This is a genomic window from Pseudoalteromonas sp. KJ63-1 (genome assembly GCF_055808145.1).
Genome location: NZ_CM147855.1, coordinates 210,195 through 230,893, shown reverse-complemented (window position 1 = coordinate 230,893; position 20,699 = coordinate 210,195). Strand labels below are relative to the sequence as shown.

The 20,699-nt window shown below is 40.1% G+C and carries 17 protein-coding genes and 2 pseudogenes; 4 read left to right on the top strand and 15 right to left on the bottom strand.

Annotated features, from left to right (window positions below; all coding sequences use genetic code 11):
• Window position 1 precedes the first annotated feature (1 nt).
• The 5 genes and pseudogenes from AC0L7Q_RS01005 to AC0L7Q_RS00985 form a co-directional block, all read right to left on the bottom strand.
• Window positions 2–571, bottom strand: a complete 570-nt coding sequence (locus tag AC0L7Q_RS01005; RefSeq protein ID WP_138607163.1) for a Maf family protein — start codon at window positions 569–571, stop codon at window positions 2–4.
• Window positions 571–1,050 carry a rod shape-determining protein MreD gene (mreD, locus tag AC0L7Q_RS01000; RefSeq protein ID WP_138607165.1) on the bottom strand — a complete coding sequence of 160 codons (480 nt, stop codon included), beginning with the start codon at window positions 1,048–1,050 and terminating at the stop codon, window positions 571–573. The genes AC0L7Q_RS01005 and mreD overlap by 1 nt, the downstream gene beginning before the upstream one ends.
• Window positions 1,043–1,884 (bottom strand): annotated as a pseudogene (gene mreC, locus AC0L7Q_RS00995) (rod shape-determining protein MreC). Before mreC ends, mreD begins: the two are co-directional and overlap by 8 nt.
• Entirely contained in the window at window positions 1,884–2,927 is a 1,044-nt protein-coding gene (locus AC0L7Q_RS00990) for a rod shape-determining protein (protein ID WP_008113726.1), read from the bottom strand. The pseudogene mreC and the gene AC0L7Q_RS00990 overlap by 1 nt, the downstream one beginning before the upstream one ends.
• 135 nt (window positions 2,928–3,062) lie before the next feature.
• A pseudogene (locus tag AC0L7Q_RS00985) lies at window positions 3,063–5,068 on the bottom strand (SUMF1/EgtB/PvdO family nonheme iron enzyme).
• Between the two features lie 335 nt (window positions 5,069–5,403).
• Here AC0L7Q_RS00985 and AC0L7Q_RS00980 point away from each other — a divergent pair.
• Complete coding sequence (locus tag AC0L7Q_RS00980) at window positions 5,404–6,339, top strand: 1-aminocyclopropane-1-carboxylate deaminase/D-cysteine desulfhydrase (protein WP_409424489.1); 936 nt, start codon at window positions 5,404–5,406, stop codon at window positions 6,337–6,339.
• Here the strand turns inward: AC0L7Q_RS00980 and AC0L7Q_RS00975 are convergent.
• From AC0L7Q_RS00975 to AC0L7Q_RS00965, 3 genes are all read right to left on the bottom strand, one after another.
• Window positions 6,317–7,963, bottom strand: a complete 1,647-nt coding sequence (locus AC0L7Q_RS00975; protein ID WP_409424488.1) for an EAL domain-containing protein — start codon at window positions 7,961–7,963, stop codon at window positions 6,317–6,319. The two genes, AC0L7Q_RS00980 and AC0L7Q_RS00975, sit on opposite strands and share 23 nt — an antisense overlap.
• 340 nt (window positions 7,964–8,303) lie before the next feature.
• A complete protein-coding gene (gene ssb, locus AC0L7Q_RS00970) occupies window positions 8,304–9,005 on the bottom strand; it encodes a single-stranded DNA-binding protein (RefSeq protein WP_008467569.1) in 702 nt (233 codons plus the stop codon).
• A gap of 20 nt (window positions 9,006–9,025) precedes the next feature.
• The gene (locus AC0L7Q_RS00965) at window positions 9,026–10,393 is read right to left on the bottom strand and encodes an MFS transporter (protein ID WP_413401159.1); all 1,368 of its coding nucleotides are present in this window, start codon (window positions 10,391–10,393) and stop codon (window positions 9,026–9,028) included.
• A gap of 163 nt (window positions 10,394–10,556) precedes the next feature.
• On the opposite strand from AC0L7Q_RS00965, the gene uvrA reads away from it, so the two are divergent.
• Complete coding sequence (gene uvrA, locus AC0L7Q_RS00960; protein WP_413401158.1) at window positions 10,557–13,376, top strand: excinuclease ABC subunit UvrA; 2,820 nt, start codon at window positions 10,557–10,559, stop codon at window positions 13,374–13,376.
• 89 nt (window positions 13,377–13,465) lie between these two features.
• On the opposite strand, the gene trpS is transcribed toward uvrA, so the two are convergent.
• From trpS to rpe, 3 genes are read right to left on the bottom strand one after another with little or no spacing between them, the layout of a single operon-like run.
• Entirely contained in the window at window positions 13,466–14,470 is a 1,005-nt protein-coding gene (gene trpS, locus AC0L7Q_RS00955; RefSeq protein WP_138607179.1) for a tryptophan--tRNA ligase, read from the bottom strand.
• Window positions 14,471–14,503: 33 nt separating this feature from the next.
• Window positions 14,504–15,169 carry a phosphoglycolate phosphatase gene (locus tag AC0L7Q_RS00950; protein WP_413401157.1) on the bottom strand — a complete coding sequence of 222 codons (666 nt, stop codon included), beginning with the start codon at window positions 15,167–15,169 and terminating at the stop codon, window positions 14,504–14,506.
• Entirely contained in the window at window positions 15,169–15,852 is a 684-nt protein-coding gene (rpe, locus tag AC0L7Q_RS00945) for a ribulose-phosphate 3-epimerase (RefSeq protein ID WP_198522450.1), read from the bottom strand. The genes AC0L7Q_RS00950 and rpe overlap by 1 nt, the downstream gene beginning before the upstream one ends.
• Before the next feature lie 273 nt (window positions 15,853–16,125).
• Between rpe and AC0L7Q_RS00940 the strand changes: the two genes are divergently transcribed.
• Together AC0L7Q_RS00940 and AC0L7Q_RS00935 are read left to right on the top strand one after the other, a co-directional pair.
• Window positions 16,126–16,425 carry a hypothetical protein gene (locus AC0L7Q_RS00940; RefSeq protein WP_138607184.1) on the top strand — a complete coding sequence of 100 codons (300 nt, stop codon included), beginning with the start codon at window positions 16,126–16,128 and terminating at the stop codon, window positions 16,423–16,425.
• Window positions 16,426–16,428: 3 nt separating this feature from the next.
• The gene (locus tag AC0L7Q_RS00935; protein ID WP_178954738.1) at window positions 16,429–16,614 is read left to right on the top strand and encodes a DUF2970 domain-containing protein; all 186 of its coding nucleotides are present in this window, start codon (window positions 16,429–16,431) and stop codon (window positions 16,612–16,614) included.
• On the opposite strand, the gene AC0L7Q_RS00930 is transcribed toward AC0L7Q_RS00935, so the two are convergent.
• Genes AC0L7Q_RS00930 through aroK form a run of 4 tightly spaced genes read right to left on the bottom strand, consistent with a single transcriptional unit; the run spans window position 16,577 to window position 20,410 of the window.
• Window positions 16,577–17,428 (bottom strand): Dam family site-specific DNA-(adenine-N6)-methyltransferase, encoded by an 852-nt coding sequence (locus AC0L7Q_RS00930; protein WP_178954736.1) that lies wholly within the window; start codon window positions 17,426–17,428, stop codon window positions 16,577–16,579. The two genes, AC0L7Q_RS00935 and AC0L7Q_RS00930, sit on opposite strands and share 38 nt — an antisense overlap.
• 53 nt (window positions 17,429–17,481) lie before the next feature.
• The gene (locus AC0L7Q_RS00925) at window positions 17,482–18,792 is read right to left on the bottom strand and encodes an SPOR domain-containing protein (RefSeq protein WP_413401156.1); all 1,311 of its coding nucleotides are present in this window, start codon (window positions 18,790–18,792) and stop codon (window positions 17,482–17,484) included.
• Window positions 18,793–19,863, bottom strand: coding sequence for a 3-dehydroquinate synthase (gene aroB, locus AC0L7Q_RS00920; RefSeq protein ID WP_413401155.1), 1,071 nt, complete (start codon window positions 19,861–19,863; stop codon window positions 18,793–18,795).
• A 28-nt stretch (window positions 19,864–19,891) separates the two neighbouring features.
• Window positions 19,892–20,410 (bottom strand): shikimate kinase AroK, encoded by a 519-nt coding sequence (gene aroK, locus AC0L7Q_RS00915; RefSeq protein ID WP_008466255.1) that lies wholly within the window; start codon window positions 20,408–20,410, stop codon window positions 19,892–19,894.
• Window positions 20,411–20,699: the final 289 nt, after the last annotated feature.

Here is a 20,699-nt window from a genome sequence, read left to right as displayed (position 1 = left end):
GCTACCCTCTTAAGAATGTATTTAATAATTGTTCTGTCTCATATAAAGGTAAGCCTACAACGGCAAAATAGCTACCCGAAATATGCGTTACAAAGCGTCCACCTAACCCTTGGATACCGTAACCACCGGCTTTATCTTGAGGCTCGCCCGTTTGCCAATAAGCGTCGATTTCTGCATCATTGAGTATTTTAAAAGTAACATCAGTACTGACAACACAGCTAAGTACTTTTTCTGGTGTGGCAAAAGCGATAGCAGTTAACACTTGATGAGTATTTCCTGATAAACGCTTTAAGGTGTGAGTAAAGTCTTGTTTATCTATGGGTTTACCTAAAGATTGATTGTCAATCACGACTACAGTATCGCTGCCTAAAACTGGGCGGTCGGTATACCCTTGCTCGACCCCCATTTGCGCCTTTAAACGCGCTAAGCGTTCGACATAATCATATGGGAGTTCGTTAACAAGCTGGCTTTCATCAGCATCAACACTAAATTGTGAAAATTCGACACCCAATTGGGTTAAAAGCTCTTTACGACGGGGAGACGCGGAAGCTAAATATACTGCGCAAGTCATTATCTGATCCTAAAGTGTCTACGGTATTTTCTAAGTAATAAAAATACCCATATCCAACTCAACATGCCTGTTAATACAGGCCATAAGTAATGTGGGCTAAAATAAACGCCAAGTAAAAAGTGATTTAACCAAAACTGCATTAAATGATAAAGCGTTAAAAATAAGCCAATTAAAAGGCTTTGTTGCCACAATGAAAAATTGCGAATTTTTTGAAAGTTACTTGCCGTAACAAAAATACATACCGAGTAGGTTAATGAGTTTACACCTAAAGAAGAGCCAGTCGCTAAATCAATCAATAACCCAACAACCCAGGCTGTACCTATATTTAAGCGGTGCGGTAAAGCCAAAGACCAATACATAAGCACCAACAACACCCAGTCAGGACGAAATGGTTCAAGTGAAAAAGGTAATGGCATCAATGCCACTACCAATGCAAAGAAAATACTTAACGCAATTAATAGCGTTTGGCGGTTAATCATCTCCCATCAACTCCTGCTGATTTAGCCATAACACGACTAATAGTCGAATTCTGTCTAATTGAGCTATCGGCTCAGCAAAGACTTGCGCAAAAGGTTGACCTTCATCACGGGTTATTTCTGTGATCACCGCAACCGGGTAGCCTTCAGGAAATGTGCCACCAAGGCCAGATGTAACCAGTACATCGCCAATACGTACATCTAAACTATGCGGCACATGCGAAAGCTTCAGTACGTTAATTTTACCAATACCTTCAACCACTGTTCGCACATCATTACGCAAAATACGCACAGGCGTGGCATGGGTGGTATCGGTAATTAATAACACTCGTGACGTGGTTGAGCCCACTTTAGTCAACTGCCCCACTAGTCCCATATCATCAATTACTGCTTGGCTTTCACTTAAACCATCGGTAGTTCCTCGATTTATCACCACTTGATGACTATAAGGATTTGAGTGAACAGAAAGTACTTGAGCAATAATTTTACGATTGGTATGTTTTGAAGACGAGCCCATTAATGCTCTTAGTTTTTGATTTTCTTTTGCTAAGAATTCATATTGCTGGATTTGTTCGCTCTGCAATACTTGCTTTTTTTCAGGGCTTCATTCTCAGTAAGCAACTGCTCGCGGGTGTGCAAACTCTTGGCGCTAAAGCTAAATACTTCGTAAGGCAGGTTGGCAACATAAATAAGAGGGGTGACTAAGGTATTCAAACTGGTGCGAATATTTTCACCACCCTTTGTGTATTTATCTCCAAGGATCAATACGATACTCAAAAGCACTGCGACAAAAAGTCGCAGTTGCAAAGAGATTGTTTTTTCAAACATTGATTTCATTAGTCGTAACTAAAAACGTCACCACCGTGCACATCAATCATCTCAAGCGCTTTACCGCCGCCACGAGCAACACACGTAAGTGGATCATCAGCAACAACCACTGGAATACCAGTTTCTTCCATGAGTAGGCGATCTAAATCTTTTAGTAACGCGCCGCCGCCAGTTAATACCATACCGTGCGCTGAAATATCAGATGCCAGCTCCGGTGGTGACTGTTCAAGTGCAACCATTACTGCACTTACAATCCCCATTAGCGGCTCTTGTAATGCTTCTAAAATTTCATGCGAGTTAAGTGTAAACGAACGAGGAACACCTTCTGCAAGGTTACGACCACGCACTTCGATTTCTACTGGATCGTCTGTTTTAAATGCAGAGCCAATTTGATGTTTAATATTCTCAGCCGTGGCTTCACCAATTAAGCTACCAAAGTTACGACGAACATAATTAATAATGGCTTCATCAAACTTGTCGCCACCAATACGTACAGATGACGAATAAACAACACCATTGAGTGAGATAATAGCCACTTCGGTTGTACCGCCACCAATATCAACAACCATAGAACCCGTTGCTTCCGATACTGGTAAGCCAGCACCAATTGCAGCAGCCATAGGCTCTTCAATTAAGTAAACTTCACGAGCGCCTGCACCCATCGCTGATTCGCGAATGGCACGCTTTTCAACCTGTGTAGCGCCACAAGGTACACAAATAAGTACACGTGGGCTTGGTCGCATAAAGTTATTGTTGTGCACTTGCTTAATAAAATGCTGGAGCATTTTTTCGGTCACATAAAAATCAGCAATCACACCATCTTTCATCGGACGAATAGCTTTAATATTACCAGGCGTACGTCCTAACATTTGCTTAGCTTCTGTACCTACAGATGCAACACTTTTAGGTCCACCAGCACGTTCTTGACGAATAGCAACTACTGAAGGTTCGTTTAATACGATCCCTTCTTCTTTTACATAAATTAGTGTGTTGGCTGTACCTAGATCGATCGATAGATCGTTTGAAAAAATACCACGGAGTTTTTTAAACATGAGGCTGGATGACCTTTGAAATTCGTTCTTATTTTAGTTGCGCTTACTTTAACATTCTCAATGTAATGAGCAATATAAAGCGCAGCCGTCTTTGTAATCATTAAAAAGAGGAAGCGTTTGCTTCCTCATTAAATATTATTGTTCGCTCATTAAGCGAAAGCCAATGTAATTAGCTCTAAAGTCTGGCGCTAGGATTAAACGCGTTGAGGCACGAGCAAGGCTAGGTGCAAAATTCCATGCGCCGCCACGAACCACTGCATTTTTTTTATTCTCTGTACTACCCGTCCATTCCCATACATTGCCCACGGTGTCGTATAAACCAAATGCATTTGCAGAAAAAGACCCTACCGGTGCAGTGCGTTTGTTTGACCATTCGCTACCACACCAACCACAGTTTGCTAAGTTTTTACCAATTTCGTTACCCCAAGGGTATTCAGTATCTGTACCTGCTCGCGCTGCATATTCCCACTCAACCTCTGTAGGTAGGCGATACGTTTGCGCTGTTTTATCAGAAAACCATTCTGCGTAAGCTACAGCATCATTTTTTGTCAAACACACAGCTGGAGAATCACTAGTTTGCTCAAACCCAGGAGCTCGCCAGTTTAAGCTTGCTTCCCAAACGGGTTCGCCATTTAGATAATAAGCACACCCTTTGCCTTTTTCAGCTTCAGTCTTATATTGTGTTTCGTTTACAAACTTCTCAAATGCGCCGACAGTGACTTCTTTACTTTGCATAACAAACGCTTCACTAATCGTTTTTTCAACAACGGGACGCTCGTTTTCCAGTCCATTGCCGTTAATATCGCCCATTTTAAATGTGCCAACAGGGATTACTACGGCTGACGAATCGACCATAGGTGGTCGTGTGTCTACTTCCATTCCTTTAGGGCAATCTGCTTGTATTATTTGCTCTCGCTTTTTAGTCGGTGCAGCAATCGACTCTGACTTTTTTTCAACTTAGCGAAAAGTGTACGTGTCTTCTTTAAATCAATACGTGCTTTGTAAGGAACATAACCGTCTTTGCGTATTTCTAATTTGTGTAAACCACGCGGTAACCTTGTTACTAAGCGAGTAGAACCAACACGAATGTCGTTAATAAAAACTTCATCGCCATGCACGTTTGAGCGCAAAGTTAACTGGATTAACTGATCTTTCTTTTGCTCAGCGACCACTTTTGGCTTTTTGTTAGCTGTTTTTGCAACAACAGCGACCGCTTTATTATCCGCATTATCGCTGAATGTTAACTGACTATCTGAAAAAGTAGTGCTATAAGCAGGCTGATAAGTATTTGTCAGCGGGGTACCATACTCTGAACAAAAACTGTTATTTACACTTAATAAGTGACACAAACGGCTGCTGTTTACATCTCCACGCATAGTAACGCTTAAATTGACGTTGTAATCACCTTGCCCGCTAAATGCGCTCTTAATCACATGGCTACTTAAAATCTGTACTTGCGCTCCTGCCATATCTCGCTTAGGTTCGACAAGACGTTTTTCGGTAAGATTTTCAAATATTTGATCTAAAAAGCGCTTAGTCGCCTTTTTCAGCCCCATCTGCTGTCCGCGTTGCTCACATGCCGCTAGTGTTTCAGTACGCTTACAATTAAGGGTGTGGTCGACTTCAAGTGTCCCTTCACGGGTAAATTCGTTGCGCAATCGCTCTACACGCGCAGTGGTGTATTGCACTTTTAAACTTTCAATAGTGTTCTGAAGAGCATGTTTATCAGCGCGAATTTGCTCAATATCTTTTAGATGGGATGCAATTGCCGCCAATTGCATAGAGATATCATTTTTGTTTTGTTCTTGGTCAACAACGGCTTTTTGATAACGAGATTGCGCCTGCGTAATATCAAGCGATGGATTATTAATTAAGCGTCGATACATGTCATTCATCGCATCCAATGCTTGATTTTTTTCTTTATCAAGTTGTGTTGAACGCGCTCTAAGCAGTTCAAGCTGGGTTTGAAGCTGATTCTCTTCTTGTAAATATTTATCGAGCATCGTTGTTGAACGAGTGTATTCTGTTTGTTTCGTATTAATCTCTGATTCAATTCTATTTACAGTAGTTGTATCTTGTGCAAATACTGTGCTGGCAAAAAAGCTAGCAGAAATTAATAGAGATAAAGGAGCAATTCGCATATATTCCAGTCCCAAAAAAGCGGCAATTATTTGGTTATTATTATTTTTTATAATAAAACCTTATGCTATGTACTTGAAGCACAAAACACAAGCTTTGTTCATTTATTATCTCAGTTTACAACTATTATCCCGTTTCATGCCAGTAAATAACCGTTTCATTTGTACTAAATAGCTAATTTATTTAACAACACCGAGATTTATCTGCCTTTTACGCCCAAAAGATACCAATTTAGCGGCGCATACATATTTTTTAATTTGCTTAAGTAATAAAATTTGAGTCAAAATAACGCTATTAAACAGCACATTCACCATGTAACTAATAAAAAAGAGTGATAATGCCAATACAATTCAGTATTAATGAACATAGTTATTTACAACCAATTAATAACAAATTGCTAGCAGAAAAAAACATTACGTTAAACATCAAGCGTGATGACTTATTACACCCTGTTATTAGTGGTAATAAATGGCGTAAGCTCAAATACAATTTAGCTCGCATGCAACAACAAGGTAAAACAGAATTACTGACTTTTGGTGGGGCTTTTTCGAATCATATTCACGCGTGCGCAGCCGCGGGGAAAGAATTTAACCTAGTAACCCACGCAATTGTTCGAGGCCCTGAGCTTGATCTCAATAATCCAACGTTAAAATTTGCAAAGCAATGTGGCATGCGATTACATGTAGTGAATCGATTAGAGTACCGACAACGAAATGATAAAGCATATTTAACAGCATTACAGGCACGATTCCCTAATGCATATATCCTACCTGAAGGAGGCACAAACGAGTTTGCTATAGAAGGATGTAAAGAACTTGCCCAAAGTTTACCTGAGCACGACTACTTAATCTGCCCTACTGGCAGTGGTGGAACCTTGGCGGGCTTAATAGAGGGCAGCTCAAGTAAAAGCACTGTATTAGGTGTTGCAGTTTTAAAGCAAGCCGACTACCTGCGAGATGAAATACGGGCTCTTAGTCCTAAAGCAAAATCACAAAGTAATTGGCAGTTACTTACACAGTTCCATGATGGCGGATATGGTCGCTTTACTACTGAGCTATGGCAGTTTTGCCAGTACATGCAGCAGCAATATCAGTTACCACTGGAACCTATTTACAGCGGAAAAATGATGTATGCACTTTGGCAGCTCATTAACAACGACTACTTTCCCCCTGGCAGCAAAATTATTGCCGTTCATACAGGAGGGCTGCAAGGTTTGGATGGGCTAAAATATCGTGGACTTGTTCAACTAGCTAATGAAATGCAACTTGAGTGAAGTCGGGTAATAACCCAGAGAAATACCCTCCTTGTGCAGTACTAACACCTATCACTTTTAAAAATTGCAATTCTTGATACGTTTCTACACTCGAGGCCACCACTGGCAAACTTAATAATTTACCAATATGCACAATTCCCCTGACAGATTTCTGCTGTAAATAATTATGATCTATGCCATGAACAAGTTCATGGGCCAAATTAAGCCCCGCTATTTGCTTGTTATGGGTGAAGTTAAATATGCTCTTACTACTTCTAACCTCATCAATAACGATATTAAAGTTGAGCGCTATTATGGTCGTAAAAGCAGCCTGCAATCGATCTTGGCTATCTAAAAAGTCAGCTTCATTTATCAAAAACTGTAACGTATGAAGGCTTTTCAACTCACTCATATGTTTACTTAGCCAACACCAAAACTCACTATTAAACCAGTTTTTAGGATGCAATTTAATACTAATAACAGACGATGACTTTTCTATTAGCAGCAACTTTTTAACTTGTATAACAACCGCTTGGTCAAGTAGCAATGCCTCATCCTCATTGTAAAACTGGCTTATATGATCTTGATTAAATAATTGTTTATTTGTCTTATCGCTACTTTTAATTAAAACATGATGTTTGATAATAGCACCGCTATCCAACTCGTATACAGGTTGAAATAAAATCGCTAATTTTTGTTTTTCAACTCGCTGCGCAACTAGGTTTTTATTAGGCATTTGAAGATGGCTGCAATTGATTGCCAATTGATGATAATGCTGCACTCTACTTTGTATTGATAGTGTGAGTGACGATCTGGCAAGCTGATACACCATAACCTGATCAGCATTCGAATAGTAAGTGCACATACCTAATTTTATACACTCTTTAGTCACTCTATGAGCTAAAATATGGGCTGCATTAAGCATGCATTGATGTAAGTATTTAGCGCAATTTTTTTTATCAATTGCACTAACCCCAGTGAAAGTAAAAGCAAACTTACCCGCTGTTAATTGCTTAACGGATATTACAGCCGTATTGGTAAAGTCTTTTGCTAGCAATACTTTAAGAGTCGCAGGTAAGTCCGTGTTTGTATCAAAATGGCATTCGCATTGAATGAGCGCAAATATATTATAGCCAATTATTTTCTGCTCCTTGACTACGTTTTCTAATACCGGTTGTGTAGGCTTTATTCTAGGCGTATGGCACACCTTTTTATAACCATCGTTTTGCTTGCGCTTCAACGTCACTGAACTATTTTTGGTCGCTTTAAACAATATAAAGCGCCTAGCAGCAAAAATAATGGCCAAAATAAACATATTCATTATTATAAATAGGTAGTTATAGGCATACCAGGTAGGCCATGAATATAACAGAATCCCTTTTGAATTAGAGCTGAAATAGTGCTTTTTCTGCTTTATATAAACAGAAACTTTATCTGGAGCCAGGGTAAAAGGTGTATTGGTTAAAAGTTGCTGCGCATTGGCTAACGGCTGCTGCAGTTGCTTAGCGAGCTCTATACCTGTTTGCTTATTTTGATGTTGTAAAACTAAATTTAAACCACTATTAAAAATAATAAATAGCATAAAACACAGAGCGTAAAATAAGGCACTAGCGTAATTGGAAAACTGAAACTGACTGGCTTTCATAACTTACCCGCTCATTAAATAAGTTATTAAAGTGTTGTCTACTATTTGCAATTGCACAAGCCAATAATAAAAGTTTAGTAGCTGTTTTATTGTTAATACTTAATGTTTATAAACATTATATTTAGTGTTCAACAAAATTAATAATGGCTTCATCTTTGTGCGCATAAATGAGAATGTTGCTCTGCTTTGAAAACCTTAAAGCTATTTATAGCTTTTTAATGAGGAGTATTTACTCACTCAGCTGAGGATAAGCGAGAGGGGTGGTAATTATTATCAATAAAAAAAGCCCTGATTACTCAGGGCTCTTTTTTAATACTTTTTAAACTAAAAAGTTGGAAATTTAGAACGGAATATCGTCATCAAAGTCGATTGTTGGTTCCATTGGGTTTGATGCGCCACCTTGCGGTGCATTCTGCGGCTTAGGAGCAAACCCGCCTTGCTGTTGTGGTGCATTATTTTGCTGAGGTGCAAAACCACCTTGCTGCTGTGGTTGATACTGGTTGTTTTGTTGAGGAGCCGGCTGCTGGGCAGGTGCAGATTGTTGCTGTGGGGCATAACTGCCTTGCTGACTATTTTGGCCTTGGTTATTTTGACCATAGCTTCCGCTTTGCTGTCCGCCTTGGTTACCTTGATAGCCGCCACTTTGTTGACCACCTTGGTTACCTTGATAGCCACCACTTTGTTGGTCGCCACCACGTGCACCTAACATTTGCATTTGACCAGTAAAGCCATCAACAACAATTTCTGTAGTGTACTTTTCTTGGCCTTGTTGGTCAGTCCATTTACGAGTTTGAAGTTTACCTTCTACGTAAATTTGTGAACCCTTACGGCAGTATTCACCTACAATTTCAGCTAATTTTCCAAAAAACACTACACGGTGCCACTCAGTTTTATCAACCATTTGGCCAGTGTTTTTATCTTTATAGCTGTCTGAAGTTGCTAAGGTAATATTTGCTACGCCATTACCATTAGGCATGTAACGAACTTCAGGATCTTGCCCCAAATTACCAACCAAAATTACTTTGTTCACACCGCGTGCCATGGAACCATCTCCTATAAACGTTAGATTAAACCAGCCATTCTTCGGGCTTGGTCTAGGTCAAATTCTTTATCATTAATCTTTAAGTAGCTTCGACTTTCATCGCGAACTACGGTTGCTTCTATTACGCCGGGTAAAGCAACTAACTGAGAAGCTAATGTTTGTGCCTGCTCTTCAGAATCTAATTGGGTCATTAAACTAATAACTTTGCTTTTCGGTGGGACTTGCATTTTCCACGCAATAATAAGCCATATTACCCCAACAAGTGCCGCCGCCGCAAACACAGCTTGCGTACTGGTGGTTTGTGCTACATACCCGCCTAACATACCGCCTAAAAAAGCCCCTAAGAACTGGCTAGATGAATACCCACCCATAGCGGAGCCTTTTTGACTTGCTGGAGCAATACGCGACACAAGAGCTGGCATAGTGGCTTCTAAAAAGTTAAAAGCAACAAAATATAACAGCATACAAACCGCAATACCAACAACACTATTGGCCCATATTGACATGCTTAACATACTTATTATTAAGACCATCACTGAACCAATAAACGCCTGTTTTTCTTTCTCTTTTTTAATTGCCACTATCATTACTGGCACCATCAAAAAAAACGCCAAAAATAAAACAGGAATATAAAGCTGCCAATGGTTTTCGGCGACTAATCCATCTTTAATTAATTGGCTTGGTAATACTACAAAAATAGTCGTCAATGTTAAATGCAGCAATAATACGCCCGCATTTAGACGCGCTAGCTGCGGATGTTTAATTAGCTTTTTAATATCGCTAAAGCTGGCGAGGGTATCGCCTTTAGGCGCTTTATTTATTGCACTGGGTACCAGCATAGTGACAATAAAAATTCCTAATAAAGCCAGTATAGCAGTTAACCAAAACACCCCTGCTATACCCCATGAAGATGCCACTATAGGTCCAAGTAGCATAGCGAAGGCAAAGCTCATACCTATGCTCATGCCAATCACGGCCATTACTTTTGGTCGTTGTTCGTCACGACTTAAATCTGATGCAAACGCTAACAATGCGCTAGCGATAGCGCCCATACCTTGCAAGGCACGCCCTACCGTTACCATTTGTATGGACTCGGCCAAAGCAGCAACTACAGAACCCAAGGCAAATACAAGCAAACCACCTACAATCACTTTTTTACGGCCAATTTTATCAGACAGTCGCCCCATAGGTATTTGTAATACGGCCTGCGTTAAACCATACGCACCAATTGCAAAACCTATCCATAAAGGTGAAAAGCCTTCAAGCGATTGACCATAAATAGCTAAAACAGGCATCAGCATAAACAAGCCGAGCATTCTAAATGCAAACACGCTCGCTAACGATACGGCGGCGCGTTTCTCTCGTGAATTAAGTGAAGATGCGGTCATTATTTGCGTGATCTTACTGTGTGAAAAAATTAGGCAAGGATTCTATCACAAGCTTGGCAATAATTAATCGTCTATAACTAAGGATTTTTTCAATGATCAAGGATTAATATTGCAGCGTATTATGCGATACTGAACAAATAATTTTGGCAATAAACGAGATAGCATGGAAAACATTGAAGTCCGAGGCGCCCGCACGCACAATTTAAAAGACATCAGCCTAACCATCCCACGTGATAAACTAATTGTTATCACTGGCTTATCTGGTTCAGGAAAGTCATCGCTTGCATTTGATACGCTATATGCAGAAGGGCAACGCCGGTATGTTGAATCACTCTCTGCTTATGCAAGGCAGTTTTTGTCATTAATGGAAAAACCTGACGTAGATCATATTGAAGGCCTTTCCCCTGCTATTTCCATTGAACAAAAATCAACCTCGCATAATCCCCGTTCAACCGTGGGAACCATTACTGAAATCTACGATTACCTGCGTTTAATGTTTGCACGGGTTGGCGAACCTCGCTGTCCAACTCATGATCTTCCTTTAGCAGCGCAAACAATTAGTCAAATGGTCGATACCGCATTAGCGCTGCCTGAAGGCACTAAGTTAATGCTACTTGCTCCTGTTGTTAAAGACCGTAAAGGTGAGCATGTAAAACTATTAGAACAACTTGCTAGTCAAGGTTACATTCGTGCGCGTATAGATGGTGAAGTATGCGACTTATCCGATCCACCACCGCTAGATTTACATAAAAAGCATACTATTGAAGTCGTTGTGGATCGCTTTAAGGTAAAAGAGGGTCAACAGCAACGTCTTGCAGAGTCTTTTGAAACGGCACTTGAAATGTCAGGCGGCGTTGCCAACATTGCTTTTATGGACGATAGCAGTGCTGAAGAAATGCTGTTTTCAGCAAATTTTGCCTGCCCAACCTGTGGCTATGCGATGACCGAACTTGAACCGCGTTTATTTTCGTTCAACAACCCTGCAGGAGCTTGTCAAAGCTGTGACGGTTTAGGTGTAAGACAATACTTTGACCCGAATCGCGTGGTTCATAACCCTGAAATAAGCTTAGCCGGTGGCGCAATTAAAGGCTGGGATAAACGCAGTTTTTACTATTATCAAATGTTGCAAGCGGTTGCGCAGCATTACGAGTTTGATTTAGATGTACCTTATCAAGAGCTTGCAAAAGAACATAAAAAAATTATTTTAGATGGCTCTGGTGATACTAAAATTGCATTTAATTATCGTAATGACCGCGGTGATTTAATTACACGTAATCATGTATTTGAGGGCGTATTAAACAATATGAACCGCCGCTACCGCGAAACTGAATCAAACTCAGTACGCGAAGAGCTAGCCAAGTATCAAACCAGCCAAGCCTGCCCTAGTTGTAAAGGCTCACGTTTACGCCAAGAAGCACGCAATGTATTTATTGGTCAAACTAACTTGCCAACCATTACGCATATGAGTATTGGTGAGGCGATGGGCTTTTTTGAAGGCTTGCACCTGACAGGGCAAAAAGGCCAAATTGCCGAGAAAATTTTAAAAGAAATTCGTGATCGTCTATCGTTCTTAATTAATGTAGGCCTAAATTACTTATCACTTGAGCGTAGCGCCGACACACTTTCAGGCGGTGAGGCACAGCGTATTCGCTTAGCGAGTCAAATTGGTGCTGGGTTAGTGGGTGTTATGTATGTACTGGATGAACCTTCAATTGGTTTGCACCAACGTGATAACGACCGTTTATTAAAAACTTTAGTTCATTTACGCGATTTGGGTAACACCGTTATTGTTGTAGAACACGATGAAGACGCCATTCGTGCCGCTGATCATATTATTGATATTGGCCCAGGTGCTGGCGTACATGGCGGCCATGTTATTGCTCAAGGTACACGCGATGATATTTTAGCAAGCAAAGACTCGGTTACCGGCCAGTTTTTATCGGGCGTGCGTAAAATAGAAGTACCTAAAGAGCGCCATGCTACTAACGAGAAATGGTTAGAACTGTTTGGAGCAACGGGTAATAACTTAAAAAATGTTGATTTAAAAATACCTTTTGGCTTAATGACTTGTATTACCGGCGTATCTGGCTCGGGTAAATCTACACTCATTAACGACACCTTATTTAAACTTGCCCACACAGAACTCAACGGCGCAACTACTGCTGAAGCAGCTCCTTATGAGTCAATTGCAGGACTTGAGCACTTTGATAAAGTAATTGATATTGACCAAAGTCCTATTGGCCGCACACCGCGTTCAAATCCTGCCACTTATACTGGTATTTTCACCGGTATTCGTGAGCTGTTTGCGGGTACTCAAGAAGCCCGTTCACGTGGTTACAAAGTGGGCCGCTTTAGCTTTAATGTTAAAGGTGGCCGTTGTGAAGCGTGCCAAGGTGATGGCGTTATCAAAGTAGAAATGCACTTCTTACCAGACGTATATGTACCGTGTGATGTGTGTAAGGGTAAACGTTATAATCGCGAAACTTTAGAAGTACAATATAAAGGCAAAAACATCAACCAAGTGCTCGACATGACCGTTGAAGATGCCCATGACTACTTTGATAAAATACCGGCTATTGCACGTAAACTTAAAACCCTAATGGATGTTGGTCTTTCTTATATCCGTTTAGGCCAAGCCGCTACAACACTTTCTGGTGGTGAAGCACAGCGAATTAAGTTAGCACGTGAGCTTTCTAAGCGTGATACTGGAAAAACCTTGTACATTCTTGATGAGCCAACCACGGGACTTCATTTTGCTGATATTGAACAGTTATTAGTGGTGCTTCATCGCCTACGCGATCATGGCAATACCATTGTAGTGATTGAGCATAACTTAGATGTCATCAAAACAGCCGACTGGATCGTTGATTTAGGCCCTGAAGGTGGTGCTGGCGGCGGTGAAATACTGATTGCAGGTACACCAGAAGAAGTGGCTGAATGTCAGCGCTCACACACTGGGCACTACTTAAAGCCATTACTTTAATATAAATTATTAAAAAAATACTTATTAAAATTACACAAAAATGCCGCTAAATTAGCGGCATTTTTTTGCACTTATTCTAATAAATCAAATTATGTACGAGGAATAAATCCTAGTGCATCGTATACCGATTTAAGTGTTTTTTCTGCACGTACACTGGCCTTTTCTGCACCTGATTTCATGATGCTATCAAGTAGGTTTTGATCTTCTCTGATCTCTTTAAAACGTGCTTGGATTGGCTCAATCATATTCACTACCGCATCTGCAGTGTCTTTTTTCAGGTGGCCGTACATTTTATCTTCGTACTCTGGCACTAAATCTTCAATTGAGCGCTTAGTCGCTACGCTTAATAAAGTAAGTAAGTTAGAAACACCAGGCTTTTCTGTACGATCAAAGTAAATACGTGCTTGCTCATCTGAATCGGTTACTGCTTTTTTAAGCTTTTTCTCAATCTTTTTAGGCTCATCTAATAGCATGATGTAACCATTTGGGTTTTCATCAGACTTAGACATCTTTTTAAGCGGATCTTGAAGGCTCATTACGCGTGCGCCAAATTCTGGAATATATGGCTCAGGTAATTTAAATACGTCGCCGTACAAGTTATTAAAGCGAGTAGCTATGTCACGCGTTAGCTCTAGATGCTGCTTTTGATCGTCCCCTACTGGCACTTGGTCAGCTTGATACAATAAAATATCTGCCGCTTGTAATACTGGATACGAAAATAAACCTACGTTTACATTGTTAGCATGCTTAGATGACTTATCTTTAAACTGAGTCATGCGGTTAAGCTCACCCATTTGTGCGTAACAATTTAATACCCACGCTAACTGTGCATGTTCAGGCACTTGTGACTGTACAAAAAGCGCTGACTTTTCAGGGTCAATACCGCACGCTGCATATAAGGCTATACCGTCTAACACACGAGAGCGAAGAAGCTCAGGCTCTTGGCGAACAGTAATCGCGTGCAAATCAACAAGCATAAAGAAACTTTCGTGGTCTTCCTGTAGCTTTAGCCACTGGTTAATAGCGCCAACGTAGTTGCCTATTGTCATACCACCGGTTGGCTGAATGCCACTTAAAACTACTGGTTTGCTCATGATTTTCCTTTAGTGTTTAGTTGATTAAAAATTTTAACGCTGTATAAGTGTGGGTATTATAGCTAAGAAGTTATCGCATAGGTACTGTGGATTATAATCCCCGAGCTGCTCTCCTTGATGATACCCATAAGTAAGGGCTATCACATCAATATTGGCGGCTTGTGCTGCCAGTATGTCACTCTTTGAATCACCAATCATAATGGCTTTATCTGGCGAAATATTCAATGCGTTACAAGCAAATAAAAGTGGCTCAGGTGACGGTTTTTTTGCCATGTCGTCACCGCAAACAATTACCTCAAAATAACTGCGAATAGCCAGTTTATCTAAAAGTAGTTCAGTAAAGCGGCGTGCCTTATTGGTAATAAGTGCTTTGGGCATACCACTAAGGGCTGCGAGTCCAGTTTCAACATGCTGATATAATACGCTGTATTCACCAACCTGCTCACTGTAATGTTGATAAAAAAGCTTAATAGCTCGCTCACTCAGAGTCTCGTCAAGGTGTTCACTAATTTGCATATCACCGCATAGAGCTCGCTTTACTAACACCTCTATGCCATTACCTACCCAGCTTTCAACTAATCGCTGACTGACTATGGGAAACGCTAAATCACTTAGCGTAAGATTTAACGCCATATATAAGTCATACACGCTATCAACTAGCGTGCCGTCTAAGTCAAATAGTGCCGCATCATATTTCATTATTTAATACTTTCTAATTGTTGGCGCATTTCATCAATTACGCTTTTATAGTCAGGCTGATTAAAAATAGCAGAGCCTGCAACAAACATGTCAGCACCCGCTTCAGCCGCCGCTGCAATATTATCTACTTTAATACCGCCATCAACTTCTAGGCGAATATCACGCCCAGAATCAATAATGCGTTGCTTTGCCTCTCGCAGTTTCTCAAGTGTTTGTGGAATAAAACTTTGCCCACCAAATCCGGGGTTCACCGACATTAATAAAATAACATCTATTTTATCCATTACATGATCAAGGTAGCTTAAACTCGTTGCAGGATTAAAAACTAGACCTGCTTGGCAACCTTGATCTTTTATCAATTGTAAAGTGCGGTCAATATGCTCACTGGCTTCTGGATGAAAGGTAATAATTGACGCACCCGCCTCGGCAAATTGTGGAATTAAACTATCTACCGGTTTCACCATTAAATGAACATCAATAGGAGCTTTAATACCGTAATCGCGAAGTGCTTTACACACCATTGGGCCTATTGTTAAGTTAGGTACGTAATGGTTATCCATTACATCAAAATGGACAACATCAGCCCCTGCAGCTAAGACTCTGTCAACATCTTCGCCAAGGCGTGCAAAGTCTGCGGATAAAATTGAGGGCGCTATTAAGTATTTTTGTTCACAATTGAGCATTGCTAATCCATTAATGAATGATTTATGGCGTTAATGTAACTTAATTAACGATGTTACCCAAGTAACACCTTTAAAAATAACGCTAAATTAGCAACACTAGTGACTAACTGTTATTAACTATAACAACGGCAAAGCGCGTGAGCTAAAAAGGATAAATCACGCTTATAAACAAATTTTGTGGCATGATTAGCTTTGAATATAGCTAAAAATAAAGTGTATTATTTAAGCAAGTTTGTTATGCTTCATGGAGAACTAAATTACTAGGTTTATATTATGCGTGTTTTTAAAATTGGATTATTAATCACGTCGGTAAGTGTCATTATTGGAGCTGCATCGCTTTCTTCAAATACTGAGCAAGAATTAAGTTCAGCCAACACTTGCCTTCATAAAGATCAAACTAACGCTATTAATCATAGCGCAAACCGCTGCATTCAAATTCAAGAAGACTCTTCTTGGGCCTCTTGGCTAACCGGCAATAGCCGCAGTGCCCAGTTTCATTACCTAGATTTCCTAGAGTTATTAACAGGTACTGATGACAACCACAAGCCATCTTCAATCAAACCATTATTTTAATTAATGCAGCATTTCTTAAGCGCGTTACAAAGTGTGCTAGCGGCATTTTTTGGTGTGCAATCTGAAGATAAGCGTCAAACAGACTTTAAACACCACTCCCCTATTACATTAATAGCTATTGCCGTGATACTTTTTGTTTTATTTGTACTGGCTATTTACGCAACCGTGACTTCGGTGCTAAGTACATAGCCATTAGCTCATCTACTTTATTTCGTGAACCGCCTTTTGGGCTAATCGTGCGTTTAACCTGAATTTTATCCAAAGAAGCTTGGCTGTAAATTTTGCGTGTCCATACCGTATCGTGATTTGAAATAAGGACTGGCGTATTATTCTCAAAAGCTGCTTGCTCAGCTAAGTTCGCTAAATTAGCCTGATCATCCAAATTAAACCCGCCTTTTGCATACGAGGTAAACGATGCTGTTTTACTTAATGGCACATAAGGCGGATCGCAGTAAATCACTGCATTTTTAGGCACCAGCTTGAATACATCATCATATCCTAGGCAAGTAAATGTAGCTTGTTGCGCTTTGCTAGCAAAAAAATACATTTCTTTTTCAGGAAAATAAGGCTTTTTATATTTACCAAAAGGTACATTAAAAATGCCCTTTAAATTATAGCGGCATAATCCGTTATAACCATGGCGGTTCATATATAAAAATAAGATGGCTCGCTCATACACATCACTGCTTTGATTAAACTGCACACGATAATCATAATACGCATCTGAGTGGTTGTTTAAATCAACAAAAAGCTTTTTAGCATCACTAATGAACTCATCAGGCGAACGTTTGAGCTCTTTATATAAATTGATTAAATCAGCATTAATATCGTTGAGTACATAGTGTTTAAAATTGCTATTTAAAAATACTGAGCCCGCACCAACAAAAGGTTCAACCAAGGTATCAGCATGCTTACTTGCTTGATTTAGTCGCGCGTTAATATCTTCAACGAGGCTGTATTTTCCGCCAGCCCATTTAAGGAAGGCTCTACTCTTTTGCTGCATTGGCTCTTTACTTCAATTCGGTGTTGCGCGATTTTACACTAAAGTTACTGAGTTTACTGATCAACTCGTGCAATTTCTTGTTTTATTTTACTAATTTTTTTATAGAAAGGTTTATTTTTTCTAACCTCAGCAGGAAGTACTTGCAGTGCTTGTTTTGCCTCATTTAAGCTAACAAAGCTGCCTGTAGTTACTACCCACCACATTTTACCATTTCGTTTAGTTTGGTAGGTATTAGTGATATTTTCTAGCTTATGTTCAACAATAAACTCATTCCCTACCTGCTGCTGAGTTACAGCTAAGAGCTGAATAACAAAATTATCCTCAGGTTGTTGTAAGTACCAATTACTGGGTATTTTTACTATTGGGTTTTGCGGCTTTATTTGTGCAGGTTTAGTAACCGGCTTTTCTTCAACGGGTTTTGGTGCCGGCTTTTCCTGCTCAACAACATTTGTTGATTCCGTTAAGCTCCCAACAATCGCTGGAACATTGTTATTGGTTTTTTGGGTGGGCTTTTGAAGGACAGCTGCTGGCGGCTCACTACTTAAAGGCACTGGCTTCTGTGGTTTATTTTCAATAGCTTGCTCAGTTGTGATGGCGGTTGATAGCACTTGCTCATCAATTTGGCGATTAGCGTTTTCCCACCACTGGGTCATATCGGCTTTGTACACAAGGCCAATAATCAACAGCATAATTATTAATAACAATGTGAGCAGCTGTAATCGCCAAGATACCTTATCTTTCACGACAATATCTGCAATCTGCTCGTTTGGCTGCCAGGCTAATAACAGGCTCGGATTACCTTGAGCTTCAACTAAAAAAGTTTGAAAGACAGGATCTTCATCATAGGGTAGGCTCGTAAAGTACCACCCCATAAGCTGCTTACTTTCAGCTATATTTAATGGTTCTAAATGAATATTTACTGCATCTTTAAAGGGTAATTTAGACTGTGATGCAATCATAATATAAAGCACATTAGGTGCATTTTTTGATAGTAGCTCAAGCTCTGCGATTAGCTCTTCGGATAGGTGCCTGCCGCCATCAACAATCCACAAGCACGCCCCACATTGTTGTTGTTTCGCTAATTGATAATAGTTTTGCGATAAGCTTAGATTGTGATCAACTAAAGGGGCGTTAAAACTTTGCTCTAATAACTGAGTCATTAACTGCACATCAGTCATCTGGGCACCGACTTGCACAAATGCTTTATTAAAATCGTTATATTTATCAGTAATGAAGGTTTCAAGCAAATAGCTTTTACCCAGACCAGAGGTGCCTAATAAAACAATTAAGTTTTGACCATATTCAAATTGTAATGCGATTCTATCCACCAAAGCCGCACGGCTTGGTAAAATTTGTGACTGCATTTATTGCTCGATCAATGCTCTAACTTGATCATCTGATACATCATCAACTAATGCACATTGACCAAATTCGGTGGGTAAAATAAATCGGATAGTCCCTTTTTTATTCTTTTTATCTTTGCGCATATGCAGTAAAAATTGCTCACTGGTCATATCGTTAGGGATATCGATTGGTAAATTATACGCTGCTATTAATGTAGCAATACGCTCTAGGTCTTGCTGTGTTAAATCGTTACGAGTATGAGCAAGCTTGGCAGCAAGTACCATACCTGTCGCTACGGCTTCACCATGTAACCACACGCCGTACCCCATTTGTGCTTCTATTGCATGGGCAAACGTGTGTCCTAAATTTAATAGTGCACGCAAGCCTTGCTCTTTCTCATCTTGTGCAACGATGAGTGCTTTAATTTCACAGCATCTAAAAATAATATGCTGTAAACAGGCTTCATCTAGCTGTTGTAATTGAGTGATATTTTGCTCTAAAAAAGCAAACAACTCAGTATCGTAAATCAGGCCATATTTAATAACTTCAGCCATGCCTGCAGCAAACTCACGGGTAGGTAAAGTATGTAGCGAACGCGTATCTATAAACACAGCTTGTGGTTGGTAAAAAGCCCCTATCATATTTTTGCCCAGCGGATGGTTTACTGCTGTTTTACCACCAACTGAGGAATCTACTTGAGATAATAACGTGGTAGGTATTTGAATAAAAGGCACACCGCGCTGATAGCAGGCCGCAACAAAACCAGTTAAATCACCAACTACGCCACCACCTAATGCAATTAAACAGGTGTCACGACCGCAGTTATTTTCAAGTAAGAATGCTGATATTTTTTCAAACCAAGTGAGTGATTTATATTGCTCGCCATCTGGAATAATAAAATGAAGTGGGTTTTGCTGTGATAATGAGTCAAGCAACTGCTGAAGATAGAGCGGCGCAATAGTGTCATTAGTGATGATGATAGGCCGACAATCACCAATGTGATGGATTAGACGGCCTGTATCTTGAAGTGCAGATTGACCAATATAAATAGGATAACTTCGCTCGTCTAAATTAACAGTTAATTCAAGCATGCTGGGTTAGTCCTTTTAATACTGGCTTTTAAAAATCCAATTTCTCGATTATTTGGTTAGCAACAACTTTCGCGCTCTGCTCATCAGTGCGTACAACAAAATCAGCTACTTCTTTGTATAATGGTTCACGCTCTTCTGCTAAGCGCTCAAGTACATCACGAGGTGCTTCTTCTGTTTGCAGTAATGGGCGACGCTTGTCGCGTTGCGTACGTGCAACTTGCTTTTCAATCGGTGTCTCTAGGTATACTACAATACCGCGAGCCGAAAGCTTGTTTCGAACTTCTTTACTCATTACTGAGCCACCACCAGTAGCAAGAACAATACCTTGCATCTCGGTTAAATCGCCAATAACAGATTCTTCACGAAGTCTAAAGCCTTCTTCACCTTCAAGATCGAATACCCAGGCAATATCTGCGCCCGTACGACGTTCGATTTCTTGATCAGAATCAACAAATTCAAGGTGTAATTGGTCAGCGATGTGACGACCAATCGTGCTTTTGCCAGCCCCCATGGGGCCAACTAGAAATATATTACGTTTCTCAGCCATATCTTTTAGTACAAACGAACTCTAAAATTTGAAATAAAACCCCGCCTAACGACCTGGCCCCAAAATTAAGAAAGGGATTATCTCAGTAATCGGTCGGGTATTTCAAGTCAATTAGGATAAAAAGCCATATAACGAGCAATTAAACTAAATAATTACCCATTGGTTAACAAAAAAGCACCTTATTATAGGCAAATTTATCTTCTAGGGTTAAAATTTATGCAATTAAAGGCTACTACGTGTTACTTGGTAAACGCTTTTGCATAGTAATTTCACAAAAAACTCAGTTACA

What these genes read in the sequence shown, in the direction of transcription:
- AC0L7Q_RS00990 (WP_008113726.1), bottom strand. Translation starts at nt 2,927, where the DNA reads ATGTTTAAAAAACTCCGTGGTATTTTTTCAAACGATCTATCGATCGAT.
- rpe (WP_198522450.1), bottom strand. Translation starts at nt 15,852, where the DNA reads ATGCTCAATTGTGAACAAAAATACTTAATAGCGCCCTCAATTTTATCC.
- mreD (WP_138607165.1), bottom strand. Translation starts at nt 1,050, where the DNA reads ATGATTAACCGCCAAACGCTATTAATTGCGTTAAGTATTTTCTTTGCA.
- AC0L7Q_RS00930 (WP_178954736.1), bottom strand. Translation starts at nt 17,428, where the DNA reads ATGCAGCAAAAGAGTAGAGCCTTCCTTAAATGGGCTGGCGGAAAATAC.
- trpS (WP_138607179.1), bottom strand. Translation starts at nt 14,470, where the DNA reads ATGAGCAAACCAGTAGTTTTAAGTGGCATTCAGCCAACCGGTGGTATG.
- aroK (WP_008466255.1), bottom strand. Translation starts at nt 20,410, where the DNA reads ATGGCTGAGAAACGTAATATATTTCTAGTTGGCCCCATGGGGGCTGGC.
- AC0L7Q_RS00950 (WP_413401157.1), bottom strand. Translation starts at nt 15,169, where the DNA reads ATGAAATATGATGCGGCACTATTTGACTTAGACGGCACGCTAGTTGAT.
- AC0L7Q_RS00980 (WP_409424489.1), top strand. Translation starts at nt 5,404, where the DNA reads ATGCCAATACAATTCAGTATTAATGAACATAGTTATTTACAACCAATT.
- AC0L7Q_RS00935 (WP_178954738.1), top strand. Translation starts at nt 16,429, where the DNA reads ATGCAGCATTTCTTAAGCGCGTTACAAAGTGTGCTAGCGGCATTTTTT.
- AC0L7Q_RS00940 (WP_138607184.1), top strand. Translation starts at nt 16,126, where the DNA reads ATGCGTGTTTTTAAAATTGGATTATTAATCACGTCGGTAAGTGTCATT.
- ssb (WP_008467569.1), bottom strand. Translation starts at nt 9,005, where the DNA reads ATGGCACGCGGTGTGAACAAAGTAATTTTGGTTGGTAATTTGGGGCAA.
- AC0L7Q_RS01005 (WP_138607163.1), bottom strand. Translation starts at nt 571, where the DNA reads ATGACTTGCGCAGTATATTTAGCTTCCGCGTCTCCCCGTCGTAAAGAG.
- AC0L7Q_RS00975 (WP_409424488.1), bottom strand. Translation starts at nt 7,963, where the DNA reads ATGAAAGCCAGTCAGTTTCAGTTTTCCAATTACGCTAGTGCCTTATTT.
- aroB (WP_413401155.1), bottom strand. Translation starts at nt 19,863, where the DNA reads ATGCTTGAATTAACTGTTAATTTAGACGAGCGAAGTTATCCTATTTAT.
- AC0L7Q_RS00925 (WP_413401156.1), bottom strand. Translation starts at nt 18,792, where the DNA reads ATGCAGTCACAAATTTTACCAAGCCGTGCGGCTTTGGTGGATAGAATC.
- uvrA (WP_413401158.1), top strand. Translation starts at nt 10,557, where the DNA reads ATGGAAAACATTGAAGTCCGAGGCGCCCGCACGCACAATTTAAAAGAC.
- AC0L7Q_RS00965 (WP_413401159.1), bottom strand. Translation starts at nt 10,393, where the DNA reads ATGACCGCATCTTCACTTAATTCACGAGAGAAACGCGCCGCCGTATCG.